Origin of the sequence: Streptomyces sp. NPDC048623 (assembly GCF_040650755.1) — a bacterium.
GTDB lineage: Bacteria > Actinomycetota > Actinomycetes > Streptomycetales > Streptomycetaceae > Streptomyces.
In genome coordinates, this window is the sequence record NZ_JBEZHV010000001.1 from 137,030 (window position 1) to 151,157 (window position 14,128).

Sequence of the window (14,128 nt, forward strand, 5' to 3'; positions counted from 1 at the left end):
CCCGTCCCGTAAACGCTCAAACGTACGTATTTGAGACCGTGACGCCGAGGTTTCAGGCCACGCGTCGGCGCTCCGCGTACTCCGCGATCTCCGTCATCGGCGGCCGCTCCTCCGTGTCCACCTCGTACGTACGCGGGGTGAAGCCCGGCTCCCCGTCCTCGCCCCGCTCGAACTGCGTCAGCCGCGGCCGTACGAGATGCCCGCGCGACAGGCGCAGCTGCGCCGTCCGGTAGATCGCCGCCGCCATCCGGCCCAGCGCCCGCCCGTCCTGGTGCCGGTGCTTCCTGACCCCCACGTCCACCTGCGCGAGCGCGTCCAGGCCCACCGTGTGCAGCGCGTCGACGAGCAGGCCCAGCTCCACTCCGTAACCGACCGGGAACGGCAGCCGTTCGAGCAGCGAGCGCCGCGCCGCGTACTCGCCGCCCAGCGGCTGCACGAAACCCGCCAGCTGCGGCCAGTGCAGATTGAGCAGCGGCCGCGCCACCAGCTCCGTCACCCGGCCCCCCTGACCAGGGGCATCGCCCAGCGGGCGGTCGTACATCGCCTTCACGAACTGCACCTCGGGGTCCGTCAGGAGCGGGCCCACGATGCCGGTCACGAAGTCCGCCGAGAAGTCCTTCAGGTCCGCGTCCACGAAGCAGACGATGTCCCCCTCGGTCACCATCAGTGACCGCCACAGCACCTCGCCCTTGCCGGGCACCGCCGGTATCCGCGGCAGGATCGCGTCCCGCGCCACCACCCGCGCGCCGGCCGCCGCGGCCACCTCCGCCGTACGGTCCGTGGAACCCGAGTCGACGACGACGAGCTCGTCCACCAGCGGCACCGCGTCCGTCATCAGCTCGCGGCGGATCACGGAGACGATCGCGCCGACCGTCGCCTCCTCGTTCAGTGCCGGCAGCACGACGCTGACGGTCGTCCCCCGCTTGGCCGCGAGGACCCGCTCCAGCGGACGGTCGGCCACCGACCAGGACCGCCGGGCCAGCCAGCGCTCCACTTCTTCCAGCAACGTGATCTCCATCTCGCGGATCGGACGACCGGTTCCACCCTCGAAGGCTTCGGTTACAGTCTTGAACAACGCGGATGTCCGATGCATGTCGGGGTGCCGCCCGCGTTTCACAACCGAATACCGCTCATCCAGAGGGGCAGAGGGATACGGCCCGTTGAAGCCCCGGCAACCCTCCAGTCGGTCACTACTCGTCCTCCAGCGAGGTCCCCCGACTAGGGAAGGTGCCAAATCCGTCTCATGGCGACGTTCGCCATGAGGAAGATGAGGAGAAAGGGCCTCGCCTCCATGGCTGTTCAGACCGTCGTATCCGCGACCACCTCCGTCGACCTCGGTCCCGCGTCCGCGCTCTCCTGTCGCGAATGCGGTGAGACCTTCCCGCTCGGCCCGATCTTCGCCTGCGAGCTCTGTTTCGGCCCGCTCGAAGTCGCCTACGACCTGCCCACCGGCGACCCCGAGGCGCTGCGCAAGCGCATCGAGGCCGGTCCCGCGAACATCTGGCGCTACGCCCCGCTGCTGCCCGTCCCCGCCGACGTCGCCGACAAGCCCAACCTGAACCCCGGCTGGACCAAGCTCGTCCAGGCCGACAACCTGGCCCGCGAGCTCGGCGTCGAGCCCGGCAAGCTCTTCGTCAAGGACGACTCCGGCAACCCGACCCACTCCTTCAAGGACCGGGTCGTCGCCCAGGCCATCGAGGCCGCCCGCGCCTTCGGCTTCACCACCCTCTCCTGCTCCTCCACCGGCAACCTGGCCGGCGCCGTCGGCGCCGCCGCCGCCCGCGCCGGCTTCCGCTCCTGCGTGTTCATCCCGCACGACCTGGAGCAGGGCAAGGTCGTCATGGCCGCCGTCTACGGCGGCGACCTCGTCGCCATCGAGGGCAACTACGACGACGTCAACCGCTTCTGCTCGGAGCTCATCGGCGACCCGCTCGGCGAGGGCTGGGGCTTCGTCAACGTCAACCTGCGCCCGTACTACGGCGAGGGCTCCAAGACCCTCGCGTACGAGATCTGCGAGCAGCTCGGCTGGCGGCTGCCCGACCAGCTGGTCATCCCGATCGCCTCCGGCTCCCAGTTCACGAAGATCGACAAGGGTCTGCAGGAGCTCATCAAGCTCGGCCTGGTCGAGGACAAGCCGTACAAGCTCTTCGGCGCCCAGGCCGAGGGCTGCTCCCCGGTCTCCGTCGCCTACAAGGCCGGCCACGACGTCGTACGGCCCCAGAAGCCCAACACCATCGCCAAGTCGCTGGCCATCGGCAACCCGGCCGACGGCCCGTACGTCCTCGACATCGCCCGCCGGACGGGCGGCGCGGTCGAGGACGTGAACGACGAGCAGGTCGTCGAGGCCATCAGGCTGCTCGCGCAGACCGAGGGCATCTTCGCCGAGACCGCGGGCGGCGTGACCGTCGGCGTCACGAAGAAGTTGGTCGAGGCGGGGCTCATCGACCCCACGCTGACGACGGTGGTCCTCAACACCGGCGACGGCCTCAAGACCCTGGACGCCGTGGCCGAAGGCTCGCAGGCGACCGCCACCATCCGCCCGAGCCTGGACGCGTTCCGCGACGCGGGCCTGGCCCACTGAGACCCGCCCGAACGCTGAGAGGTTACGAAGACATGGCCGTGAACGTCCGCATCCCCACCATCCTCCGCACCTACACCGGCGGCCGGGCCGAGGTCCCCGCCGAGGGCGGCACCCTCGCCGAGGTCATCGCCGACCTGGAGAAGAACCACACCGGCATCGCCGCCCGCGTCCTCGACGACCAGGGCAAGCTGCGCCGCTTCGTCAACGTGTACGTCAACGACGACGACGTGCGCTTCGAGCAGGGCCTGGAGACGGCCACGCCGGACGGCGCCGGCGTCTCGATCATCCCGGCCGTCGCCGGCGGCTGCTGAGCCGAGACGGGACTTACCGGCGGTACCCGTCGGGATTACCGATCAGTACTGAATTGCCCCTTCCGCGGGAAGAAGCGGAAGGGGCAATTCTGCAGGGTTGAGCGCGGTAGAGTTGGGGAAGTCCCCTCCGCTGCTGTTGCCAGGTGCATATGAGAATGCGCCCCGACCCGACAAGAAGCAGCCAAAGTGCCCGCGCCATCTGCCCCATGTGCGCCTTTTGCCGGGCCCGACTTGCCCCGTAATTCGGCCAGTTCTCCCTGATTCCCCATTCCGTCGTGCCCAGAATTCTCGTCCGATTGACCTGTTGCAGAGGGCAGTTGGGCAGATACATTCAGCCGCGGTCGACGCGTTCCGGCGCAGGGTCTGACCCGGGTCCGCGAAGTGCGGATCCGCGCAAGGGCCAGTAATAGGGGAGTTAGGCATGGCTCAGGGCACCGTCAAGTGGTTCAACGCGGAGAAGGGCTACGGCTTCATCGCGGTCGACGGTGGTGCGGATGTTTTCGTCCACTACAGCGCGATCCAGATGGACGGCTACCGCACCCTCGAAGAAGGTCAGCGGGTCGAGTTCGAGATCTCGCAGGGCCAGAAGGGCCCGCAGGCGGACATGGTCAAGCTCGCCACCGCCTGAGCGCGGCGCGATCGGCCACCGACGCACTTCCGTCGAGGGGCCCGCATCCTGACCGGGATGCGGGCCCCTCGCGCGTTCCTGCGGGCGGGCGCCCCTCGGGTGCCCGTGCGCGTCCACAGGACGGGCGGATCCTCCGTAGTCGCTTGCACTCACATAGGCCGAGTGCTAATCATTGGCGTTAGCACTCTCACGCTGAGAGTGCTACGAGGATCGGGCAGACGAGGTCGCCGGCCGCGTGGGGCAAGGAACCACGAGGACGCGCCGACCGTCCGTCGCGGGCGTCGGCGCGGTCCTGGAGCGTTATCCACCCCATGTCCGGGAGGACCACTTCACATGGCCAAGATCATCGCGTTCGACGAGGAGGCCCGGCGCGGTCTCGAGCGCGGCATGAACCAGCTCGCTGACGCCGTCAAGGTCACCCTCGGCCCCAAGGGCCGCAACGTCGTCCTCGAGAAGAAGTGGGGCGCCCCCACGATCACCAACGATGGTGTCTCCATCGCCAAGGAGATCGAGCTCGAGGACCCGTACGAGAAGATCGGCGCCGAGCTGGTCAAGGAAGTCGCCAAGAAGACGGACGACGTCGCCGGCGACGGTACGACCACCGCCACCGTTCTGGCCCAGGCCCTGGTCCGCGAGGGCCTGCGCAACGTCGCCGCCGGCGCCAACCCGATGGCCCTCAAGCGCGGCATCGAGAAGGCCGTCGAGGCCGTCTCCGGTGCGCTGCTCGACCAGGCCAAGGAGGTCGAGACCAAGGAGCAGATCGCCTCCACCGCCTCCATCTCCGCCGCCGACACCCAGATCGGCGAGCTCATCGCCGAGGCCATGGACAAGGTCGGCAAGGAAGGCGTCATCACGGTCGAGGAGTCCCAGACCTTCGGTCTGGAGCTGGAGCTCACCGAGGGCATGCGCTTCGACAAGGGCTACATCTCGGCGTACTTCGCGACCGACATGGAGCGCATGGAGGCCGCGCTCGAGGACCCGTACATCCTCATCGTCAACTCCAAGATCTCCTCCGTGAAGGACCTGCTCCCGCTCCTGGAGAAGGTCATGCAGTCCGGCAAGCCGCTGCTGATCATCGCCGAGGACGTCGAGGGCGAGGCCCTGTCGACCCTGGTCGTCAACAAGATCCGCGGCACCTTCAAGTCCGTCGCCGTCAAGGCCCCGGGCTTCGGCGACCGCCGCAAGGCCATGCTGAACGACATCGCCATCCTCACCGGCGGCACGGTCATCTCCGAGGAGGTCGGCCTCAAGCTGGAGAACGCCGGTCTCGACCTCCTGGGCCGCGCCCGCAAGGTCGTCATCACCAAGGACGAGACCACCATCGTCGACGGTGCCGGCGAGAGCGAGCAGGTCGCGGGCCGCGTGAACCAGATCCGCGCCGAGATCGAGAACTCCGACTCGGACTACGACCGCGAGAAGCTCCAGGAGCGCCTGGCGAAGCTCGCCGGTGGCGTCGCCGTCATCAAGGCCGGTGCCGCGACCGAGGTCGAGCTCAAGGAGCGCAAGCACCGCATCGAGGACGCCGTCCGCAACGCGAAGGCCGCCGTCGAGGAGGGCATCGTCGCCGGTGGTGGCGTGGCGCTGCTGCAGGCCGGTTCCGTCTTCGAGAAGCTGGAGCTGGACGGCGACGAGGCCACCGGTGCCGAGATCGTCCGCAAGGCGCTGGCCGCCCCGCTGACCCAGATCTCCGTGAACGCCGGCCTCGAGGGTGGCGTCGTGGTGGAGAAGGTCCGCAACCTGCCCGTCGGCCACGGCCTGAACGCCGCCTCCGGCGAGTACGTCGACATGATCGCCGAGGGCATCATCGACCCGGCCAAGGTGACGCGCTCCGCGCTGCAGAACGCCGCCTCCATCGCGGCCCTGTTCCTCACCACCGAGGCCGTCATCGCCGACAAGCCGGAGAAGGCCGCCGCGCCGGCCGGTGGCGGCATGCCGGGCGGTGACATGGACTTCTGAGTCTGATCCTCTCGATGCGCCGGATTCCGTCCGGTGCACGGGGTCGACCCAGTTTCCTGCCGAGGGCGGCACTCCCAGCCGGGGGTGCCGCCCTCGGGCGTTCGGGGTGATGCTGGTGAGGGGAGACCCTCACGGCGGGAGTACGCCATGATCACGCTGCTGACGACACCGGCGGACCGCGAGCTGGTCATCACCCGTACCTTCGACGCGCCGCCGGCCCGGGTCTGGGAGGCGTGGACGCGGCCCGAGCACGTACGGGAGTGGTACGGGATCGCCGCCCTGACCATGTCCGTCTGCGACATCGACCTGCGGCCGGGCGGCACGTGGCGCTGGGGCCAGCGGGGCCCCGACGGCCAGGAGATCGTCTTCTCCGGCACGTACGAGGAGATCGTCCCGGGCGAGCGCCTCGTCTACACGGAGCTCTTCGAGCAGATGCCGGGCGCCGACCCGGTCCATGTGACGCTGACCTTCGACGCGACACCGGACGGCGGTACGGCCCTGACCAGCACGTCGCTCTGGCCGACGACGGAGATACGGGACCAGGCGCTGGCGGCGGGGATGGAGACGGGGGTGCGGGAGCAGTACGACCGGCTGGCCGAGCACCTGAGGACGATGGCGCAGGCGTGAGCCCGCCCGCGCCATCGTCCTCGGTCCCTCGGTCCCTCGGTCCCTCGGTCGGCCAGTCCGTCAGTCCGTCAGATCGGACCAGATGTTGAAGTCCCGGTCGTCCACGACGTCCTCACCGAGACCGAGCTCGTCCCCGAGCGCGAGGTAGCGCTCGTACCGTGCCTCGCTGATCGGTACGAAGTACCCCTTCAGCGCCCGGAGCAACAGCCGGAACCCGAGGTCCGCATCGGCCTCGGCCGCCCGGCGCAGGGCCGGGACGACACCGTCGAGCGGGTGGTACGAGTGGTGGGCCGTGGCCTGTTCCAGGGCGGGCCCGACCGATTCGATCTCGGCGAAGACCGCCTCCCTCACCGCCTCGTCCACCACCGTCGCGGCAGCGGCGGGCGTGAAGGAGGGGTCGTCGCGGCGGATCCTGTCGGTGCAGATGTCCGCGATACGGCGCAGCCACACCCGGCCGTCGATCCCGAGGCGCTCCAGGTCGAACGCCCGGAACGTCCCCGCCAGCCAGAGGACCTCGATCTCCCGGCTGGACAGCGGAGACCCCAGGAGTACGAGGCAGTCCCGCAGCAGCTGATGGGCGAACCGCCCGTCGAAGCGGTCGGCACCGCTCCTGACGACGTCCAGGCCGGCGGCCTCACTGTTGACCCGGGGGTAGCAGATCCACTTGATCAGCCCGCTGAGCCCGATGTCGACACCGAGGTGCCGGTGAGGGTGAGGGTGAGGGTGGGGGTGTGGGTGCGCCATGTTCTCTCTCCTCCCCTACTTCGGGTAGGCGGTGTAGATCACGAAGTTGTTCGGGACGTTCGTGACCGGGTCCCCAGGATGCGCGTTCCCCTTCCCCCGTACCGCCTTGATGTTGATGACCACCTTGTTGCCCGCGTTCACCGGCGTCTGCGCGCCCGCGTGCCAGACCTTGCCCAGCGAGCCCTCACCCCGCAGCTCCCACTCGAAGGTGAAGAGGTCGTAGCGGGGATCGAAGATCTCCGAGCTCGGCTTCTTCCGCTGTGCGGTGATCCAGTCCGTGAGCTTCTTCCCGTTCTTCGGGCTGCGCGCCAGCCACTGCTGGAACGCCTCGTTGACGCAGCGCACGGCCGTGTCCTCGTCGTTCCAGACCGTCGCGATGCCGTCCTTGAGGGCCTTCTCCTTCGCCTGCTCCTCGGTGAGGACATGCGCGCCCAGGGTGTGTGCGCCGTTCTTGCCCTCGTCCGCCACGAGGTTCAGGCAGTTGTGGACGAGAAGGTCCTGGGCCTGGCCGCCCCGCCCGCCTGTCGTGCGGACGAAGAAGGTGTGCGGGCCGTCGACCGTCAGGTCGTACACCATGGTCGCCGGCAGCCCCGCGCGGTCGCGCAGTGCCGTCACCGTACGGACCTGGCCGTCCGGGGTGCGCAGCCGGTCGCCGGTGCGCAGCTCGGAGACCGTACGCCAGCCGCGGCCGATGACGAAGAGCTTGTGGCCGGCGGTGCTGGCCACCGTGCTCCCGTCGCCCACCGTGATGTCGATCAGGCGCTCGGTGTCGTGCGCGAAGGTCGCGGTGACCCGCTGGGTCCGCAGTTCGCCGGTGGCCGGGTCGGTGGCCTTCACCAGGTCCCCGATCCGTACCTGCCGGATGGCCCGGTGCGAACCGTCCGCCATCAGCACCTGGGTCTGCCCCGGGAAGCTGTTGCGTACGCAGGCGGTGAAGGCGTCCTCGTAGATGTTGACCTGCTGCGAGATCTTGGCGAGGGACGCCGGGTCGATGTCGAGCGCCTTGAGGGCCTTGAAGGCGTCGGCGACGCCGATGCCGGTCTTCATCGCGGCGTCGAGGGCGTTGATCGCCTCGAAGACCTTGCCGAACGCCTTGCCCGGGATGAAGTTGCTCGCCGCCCAGGCGCAGGAACTGGCGCTGCCGTGCCAGCACTCGACGAAGTCGTCGACCAGCACCGCCTTGAGGATCTTGTAGGTGAGGGTCTGCTGGATGAGCTCCAGCTTGGTGAAGTAGCGGGTGACGTCCTGCTTCAGGCCCGGGATGCGCTTGCTCTCGATGAGCACCGAGTCCTCGGCCGGGCAGCGCTCGCCGTTCGCCACGCTGTCGGCGTCGGTGCAGAGGAAGAAGTCGACCACCGCGCTGAACGTCACCGTGAAGGTGACGGTGCAGCCCTCGAAGCCGATGTCGATGGTGCACGGCTCGTGCTGCTTGGCGTCGGTGATCTCTACGGTGTCCTCGTCGACGACGTACCACGTGCCGCCGAATCCGGTGCCCGCACCGGTCGAGACCTGCTTGTTCGCGGCGTTGCGCGCCGCCTCCTCGGCCGCCTTCTGCGCCTCCTTGGCGTACTTCAGGGCGTCCTTGGCCGCCTGTTCGGCCTCCGTCGCCGCGGTGGCGGCGCGGTCGGCGGCCGCGCGGGCCTCCTTGGCCGACTGCTCGGCCGCGGCCGCGGCCTGGCGTGCGGCGGCGGCGTCGAGAGCGGCCTGGTCCGCGGACTCGCGGGCCTGCTTCGCGTACCCCTCGGCGCGCCCGGCGGCCTGGTCGGCCGCGGTGGCGTCCGCGGCGGCCTGGCGGTCGTACTCGATCGAGCGGGCCAGTGACGCCGAGGCCTTCGAGGCGGCCTTGGCGGCGTCGGCCGCGTAGCCCAGGGCCTCCTTGGAGTAGCCGCGGGCGGTCGCCGAGTGCGCGGCGGCGTTGGCCGCGTGCTGGTAGGCGGCCTTGGTGTCGCCCTGGGCCTGGGCGGCGATGTCCTTGGCCGCCGCGGCCTCCGCCTGCGCGTTCGCGGCGTGGGCGTCGGCGACGGCCTGCTGCTGCTCGGCGAGGGTCTTCGACGCCTGCCCGGTCAGCACGACCAGGCCGGCGGCCGAGTCGCTGTCGACGAAGGGCGAGCCGAGCTCGATCGCGTCGTTGGCCGGCTTGGCGACCTGGGCGGCGGCCTGGCCCGCGGCGACGGCGGCCTGCGCCGTGACGTACGCGAAGCCCGCGGCCTTCACCGACGCGGCAAGGGCCTTCGCGGCCTCCTTGCTCGCCAGATCCGCCTGGGACTTGGCGTCCTTGGCGTGCTGCTCCGCCTCGTCCGCGAGCTTCACGGCCGTGGCGGCCTCGGCGGCGGCGTGCTGCGAGGCGGCGATGGCATCGGCCGCGGCGCTCGTCGCGGTCGCGACGGCGGCATCGGCCCGCAGCTTGGCGGCCTGGGCGGCGTCCGCGTCGGAGCGGGCCCGCTTGGCGGCCGCCTCGGCGCGGGTGGCCGCGGCGTCCGCCTCCGCCGCCGCCTCGGTGGCGGCGTCGGCCTCTCCCCGGGCCCGCTTGGCAGCCGCCTCGGCGGCGTCCGCGTGCCCGGCGGCCGCGTCGGCCGCCGCCCGGGACTCCTTGGCGCTGTCGTCGGACTCGTGCGCCTGGGCGAACGCCTCCTTCGCGTCCGCCTTGGCCCGCGCGGCATCCGCCTTCTGCTCCGCGTCCCACGCGTCGTTGCGCAGACCGGCGGCCTTGTCGCGGGCCTTGACGGCGTCGTTCTTCCGCGCGACGGCAGTCGCCTCGGCGGCCTCGGCCTTCTCCTTGGCGTCCTTGGCGTTCACCGCCTCGGCCTGGGCGTTCGTCTTGTGCTGGGCGGCCTCGCCCTGCTTGGCGGCGGCGGTGTCCTTCTCCGCCTTCGCCGTCTTCTCCTCGGCCTCCGCCGCGAGCCGCTTGGCGTGCGCGTCGGCGGCGGCCGCCTTGGCGTCGCCCTCGGCCTTCAGGGCCTCGGTGAGCTTCGCCTCCGCGGTCTCCTTGTCCTTCTTCGCGTTGTCCCGGTGCAGCTTGGCCGCGTCCGCCGCCGCCTTCGCCTGCAGCTCGGCCTTGTACGCCGCCTCCTTGCGGAACTCGGCGTTCACCTGCGCGGCCTGGGCGAGCGCGCGCTGCGCGATCGTCTGGCTGTCCCCGGCGGCGGCCCGGGTGGCCGCCTCGGCGGTCTCACCGGCCTTCACCATCGCCGTCAGCGCGGCCACGGCACCCTTGGTGACCTGCGCCTTCTGCTGCCCGGCGAGCAGCCCGCGACCCCGCGGGGCGCCGGCGGCGTCCGCGATGCCGTACGCCGCCTGCTCGGCCGTGTCCGACGCGGTGGCCGCCGTCTGGGCCTTCGTCAGCTGGGCCTTGAGCGCGGCGAGCTGCGTCTTCGCCGCCGCCTGGGCGTCGGTGAGGATCTTCTTCGCCTGGTCGAACTCCGCCTTCTTCGGGTACGAGAGGCTGTCGGTGCCCTTGTGACCGGACGGCTTGATCAGGAACTGCTGCGCGGTGCCGGTCTTGCAGTCCATCAGCCGCGCGTCCGTGCTCTTGGTGAACGCGGGCAGATCCAGGCACTTGCCGGTGGAGACGCTCTTCAGCGGCGAGGTCGCGCGGACGTCGCCCTTCCACGACTGCCCCTTGGACTTGTAGCAGTCATAGATCTGGATCTTCGTGCCGTTCGCCGAGGCGTTTCCGGCCACGTCCAGGCACTTCTGCGAGTTGACGTTACGGAGGTGGAGGTCGTCCTCGCCGCCCTCCAGCGTCCACTGCTGGGCCGCGCCGTTGTTGCAGGGGTAGATCTGCACCGGCGTGCCGTTGGTCTTGCCGCCGCCCTGCACGTCAAGGCAGTTGCCCGCGGCGCCCGGCACCTGGACGGCCACCGGGCTCTCGCCGATCCAGCCGACGCCGCCCGCCGCCCAGTAGTCCTGCCAGCGGGTCGCGTGGTCCGCGAGCCACGACTGGCCGAGGACCTGCCCGAGCGTGTACGTGCCGTCCTGGAGCGCCTTGTTGGCGGTGGCGGAGGAAGCGAGAATCTGCTGCCGCTGGGTGGCCTGCGCGGCGATCTCCTGCTGCCACTCGGCGGCCGCCTGCGCGACCTCCTTGCCGAGCACCCGGTTCGGGTCGATCGGGTCGTGCCACGAGCACGACGCGAAACGGGACTTCAGGTCCTCGACCGCGATCCGGAACTCCGCCGTGTCCGGCGCCGGAGCCGTACGGGGGAAGCCGCCGGAGGAGAGGAAGACGCGGGCGTCATCGGCGAACACCCGGGGAACGAACATCTGGTTGGGCTCGATCTTGCCCGAGTTCTTCTTCCACAGCTTCCACGCCTCCTGCTCCTGCGGCGTGCCGCCGGAGGTGTAGAGCGGGTCGCCGATGGCGAGGGCTGCGGCCTTCGTCTTGTCGTCGGCGGTCGGCGACGGCTCGAAGAACGGCGAGAACAGGTCGATCGGCTCGAAGTACTGCTGGTACAGCCACGGCAGCAGCCCGGTCTTGTCGTAGATCTTGTTCGCGTCCTTGGGCGCGCCCGGGTAGGACTCGAGCCCGCCGACCGTGCTGGTCCAGGCGTACCCCTGCTTGTTGACCTTGTCGACCCACTGGTCGGTGGCGGTGTGGTCCGTGTTGAAGGACTGGTGGAGCGGGGTCTGGTCGTTGAAGAGGTCCCGGTCGAGCTTCTTGTGCATCTGATCGGGCGGCAGTGTGAGGGCGTTCTGCGCGAGGGCGAACAGGCTGGGCCCGCCTTTGCGCAGGGCGAAGGCGGCCACGCACTGATCTTCGCGCAGTTGCTGGGCGGCCTTGGAGTCGTAGCCGTCGTACGAGTCGGCGGTCGCGGCCGCCGGTGCCAGGCTCGGTGCGGCTGCGAGGGCGCCGGGCTGGACGGCGAGGCCGCCGAGGACGGCGAGGGCGGCGGCGGAGGTGACCGCCGCGGAGGTTATGGGTGCTCTGAGTCTGAACAACCCCGTTTTTGGACGCAAAGGATCAACCTTCGTTGCGATGGCGAGCGAAGGCAGGCGGGGGCGACCGCCCCGAGAGGCGGCTCCGATACGCAGGCGTCAGCGCGGCACCGTTCCCCCGGCCGCCGTACGACGTGATGACATGAGTGACACACGCGCCGGGGTGGGGTGGTCTAGGTCCCACCCATGCGCGCGATGTTCACCTTAGACACACGTCAACGGGGCGTGGCAAGAGGCCACTTGCCCGGAAGCCGCGGACGGTCCACGGGCAGGGCGCGGAGCTCGTCGCCGGGTGGGTGGCGTCATGCGGCCCGGCCGGGCCGCACGGTTTCGTCCAAGACCGCCTGGCCCGGCAGGGTTACAGTCCCGACCTGGTTCGACGTATATCTCTTGGAGGACTCGTGAAGCGCAACCTGACGCGTTTCAAGCTGGGCGCAGGCCTGGTGGGGGCGCTGGCCGCCACTGTGCTGGCCATGGGCACCACCCCGGCGGCCGCCGCCGGTGACTACAGCGGCCTTCCCTACATCGCCGGTGGCTACGACTACTGGGACGACTGGGGCGACGAGGGCGTGCTGTCCGTCTCCCAGCACGCGGCGTCCAACGCCACCTGCCTCTGGCAGAAGATCCTTTGGGCAGACAGCTATATCAACGACACCGAGGTGGACGGGTACTTCGGGTCCACCACGCAGTACTTCACCGGGCGCTGGCAGGGGGACCGCCATCTGGTGCCCGCCGACGGGGCGGTCGGCAAGGACACCTTCAGCAGGGCGGACGCCAATATCAAGTGGGTGTCCGGCGGTCTGGCCGACGGCCAGAAGCTGGAGCTGGTCTACGACGGCGTCTGGCATGACTTCGCCATGATCCGTGACGAGAACGGCATCTACGCGTTCCAGGACTACACCGGCCAGTGGCGGAACGCGGGTTACGACTACCGGTCCTGCTTCAAGCTGTGAGTCAGGGCAGCTCGTAGCGCAGCAGCGCCCGCGCCATCGGCTCGCCGGTGCGGCGGGCGTATGCCGTGCGTTCCTTGACCTCGCGGAGGGTGCGGGGGCGCCAGCCGGGGCCGCCGCAGCAGGATTTGTGGAAGCTGATGCCCGCGTTGAGGACGACGGACAGGGCGCGCCAGGCGTCCCGGTCCCGGCGCTTGGGCGGCGCGAACGCCGAGCCCGCGTGGATCATCACGCGCGCGCAGCGCGGACAGCGCCGCTCGCGCCAGGAGTCGTACGGCTGCTTGTACGAGGCCCGGCACGGGAGGCATACGTACGAGGTCTTCGCGTGGCCCATGCCCGGCAGCGTAGGTCCCGGGGCGGCCGGGCTGCCGGCGAATTCGGCGCGGTGTCAGGCGTCGCGGGGGGCCGTGCCGACGATCGTCCGCAGCGCGGAGAGGACCACGGGCCAGGCGGCGGAGGCCGGGTCGACGACGTCGAAGTGGCCGCCGTCGGGTACGGGGTGGAGGGTCGCTCCGGTCGTGTCCGCGTAGCGGCGGATCATCGTGAGGGGCAGCGCCTTGTCGGCGGTGCCGTGGACGAGGACCGTGTGGCCGGCGGGGGCTCCGAGGGCCGCCGGGTCGGCGGCGGCGTAGCGGTCCGGGACCTCGGCGCGTCCGCCCCCGAGGAAGGCCGCGACCGCGCCCTGGCCGCTGCCCAGTTCGTCGATGAAGGCGAGGTCGGCGGTGGGCGCCAGGGCGAGGACGCCGCGGATCGGGGGCGGGGTGTCCGTGCGGCCGGGGGCGCCGGCGGGCAGGCGGTGCCGGGTGGCGGCCCAGAGGGCGAGGTGCCCGCCGGCGGAGTGGCCGGCGTACGCGACGCGCGTCGGGTCGATCCGGCCCGGCGACGCCTCGGCCGCGAGCTGCGGCAGCCGGTCGACGGCCCGGGCGGTGTCGGTGAGGGTGGTCGGCCAGCCGCCGCCGGCGCCCACGCGGCGGTACTCGACGCTGGCGACCGCGTACCCCGTGTCCCGCACCAGGGCCCGGGCGAAGGGCTCGATATGCATCCGGTCGTGTTCGGCCCGCCAGTACCCGCCGTGGAACAGCAGCACCAGGGGCACGGGGTGTGCGTCGGCCTGGGAGGGCAGGAACAGGTCGGCGACCTGGTCGGGGAGTTCACCGTAGGAGAGCGGGGCGGAGGGCGTGGTGGACATTGGCTACCTCGATTCGATGTATCTCGTTTCGAGGTAGAGGTTAGGACGGCATCTCGGATTTTGTGAAGGGGCGGAGGCCCGGTTCCTGGATCTCGGCGCGAACCGGCCGGAGTACCAGCCGGATCCGGAGCGGTTTCTCGTGCTCGCGGATCCGGCCGGTCACCCGTTCTGCCAGTGCCCGCGCAGGGCGCGGGCGGTGGGCTGACCGCT

The 14,128-nt window shown here is 70.5% G+C and carries 11 protein-coding genes, 1 pseudogene and 1 riboswitch; of the genes and pseudogenes, 7 read left to right on the forward strand and 5 right to left on the reverse strand.

Annotation, left to right across the window (positions count from 1 at the left end; all coding sequences use genetic code 11):
* Nucleotides 1–52 precede the first annotated feature (52 nt).
* Nucleotides 53–1,006, reverse strand: coding sequence for a glucosyl-3-phosphoglycerate synthase (locus tag AB0C73_RS00690; protein WP_362523835.1), 954 nt, complete (start codon nt 1,004–1,006; stop codon nt 53–55).
* A gap of 121 nt (nt 1,007–1,127) precedes the next feature.
* Nucleotides 1,128–1,274, forward strand: a riboswitch (SAM riboswitch).
* Between AB0C73_RS00690 and thrC the strand changes: the two genes are divergently transcribed.
* The 5 genes from thrC (at nt 1,268) to AB0C73_RS00715 (ending at nt 6,103) form a co-directional block, all read left to right on the forward strand.
* The gene (gene thrC, locus AB0C73_RS00695; protein WP_362523837.1) at nt 1,268–2,581 is read left to right on the forward strand and encodes a threonine synthase; all 1,314 of its coding nucleotides are present in this window, start codon (nt 1,268–1,270) and stop codon (nt 2,579–2,581) included. Its footprint overlaps the riboswitch before it by 7 nt.
* A gap of 32 nt (nt 2,582–2,613) precedes the next feature.
* A complete protein-coding gene (locus AB0C73_RS00700) occupies nt 2,614–2,892 on the forward strand; it encodes a MoaD/ThiS family protein (protein WP_362523058.1) in 279 nt (92 codons plus the stop codon).
* Nucleotides 2,893–3,313: 421 nt separating this feature from the next.
* A complete protein-coding gene (locus AB0C73_RS00705) occupies nt 3,314–3,520 on the forward strand; it encodes a cold-shock protein (protein ID WP_046911137.1) in 207 nt (68 codons plus the stop codon).
* 333 nt (nt 3,521–3,853) lie between these two features.
* Nucleotides 3,854–5,476 carry a chaperonin GroEL gene (gene groL, locus AB0C73_RS00710; RefSeq protein ID WP_265867324.1) on the forward strand — a complete coding sequence of 541 codons (1,623 nt, stop codon included), beginning with the start codon at nt 3,854–3,856 and terminating at the stop codon, nt 5,474–5,476.
* A gap of 147 nt (nt 5,477–5,623) precedes the next feature.
* Nucleotides 5,624–6,103: an SRPBCC family protein gene (locus AB0C73_RS00715; RefSeq protein WP_362523060.1), complete on the forward strand. Its 480-nt coding sequence runs from the start codon at nt 5,624–5,626 to the stop codon at nt 6,101–6,103.
* Nucleotides 6,104–6,163: 60 nt separating this feature from the next.
* Here the strand turns inward: AB0C73_RS00715 and AB0C73_RS00720 are convergent, their stop codons facing one another.
* Nucleotides 6,164–6,847, reverse strand: a complete 684-nt coding sequence (locus tag AB0C73_RS00720) for a hypothetical protein (protein ID WP_362523062.1) — start codon at nt 6,845–6,847, stop codon at nt 6,164–6,166.
* 15 nt (nt 6,848–6,862) lie between these two features.
* Nucleotides 6,863–11,782 (reverse strand): ricin-type beta-trefoil lectin domain protein, encoded by a 4,920-nt coding sequence (locus tag AB0C73_RS00725; RefSeq protein WP_362523064.1) that lies wholly within the window; start codon nt 11,780–11,782, stop codon nt 6,863–6,865.
* A 398-nt stretch (nt 11,783–12,180) separates the two neighbouring features.
* Between AB0C73_RS00725 and AB0C73_RS00730 the strand changes: the two genes are divergently transcribed.
* Nucleotides 12,181–12,732: a peptidoglycan-binding protein gene (locus AB0C73_RS00730; protein ID WP_362523066.1), complete on the forward strand. Its 552-nt coding sequence runs from the start codon at nt 12,181–12,183 to the stop codon at nt 12,730–12,732.
* Between the two features lies 1 nt (nt 12,733).
* On the opposite strand, the gene AB0C73_RS00735 is transcribed toward AB0C73_RS00730, so the two are convergent.
* Nucleotides 12,734–13,063, reverse strand: coding sequence for a deoxyxylulose-5-phosphate synthase (locus AB0C73_RS00735; RefSeq protein ID WP_362523067.1), 330 nt, complete (start codon nt 13,061–13,063; stop codon nt 12,734–12,736).
* Between the two features lie 54 nt (nt 13,064–13,117).
* On the reverse strand, nt 13,118–13,918 hold the full coding sequence (locus AB0C73_RS00740) for an alpha/beta hydrolase (RefSeq protein WP_362523069.1): 801 nt from the start codon (nt 13,916–13,918) through the stop codon (nt 13,118–13,120).
* 76 nt (nt 13,919–13,994) lie between these two features.
* Here AB0C73_RS00740 and AB0C73_RS00745 point away from each other — a divergent pair.
* Nucleotides 13,995–14,123 (forward strand): annotated as a pseudogene (locus AB0C73_RS00745) (VOC family protein); the annotation flags it as partial.
* Nucleotides 14,124–14,128 lie beyond the last annotated feature (5 nt).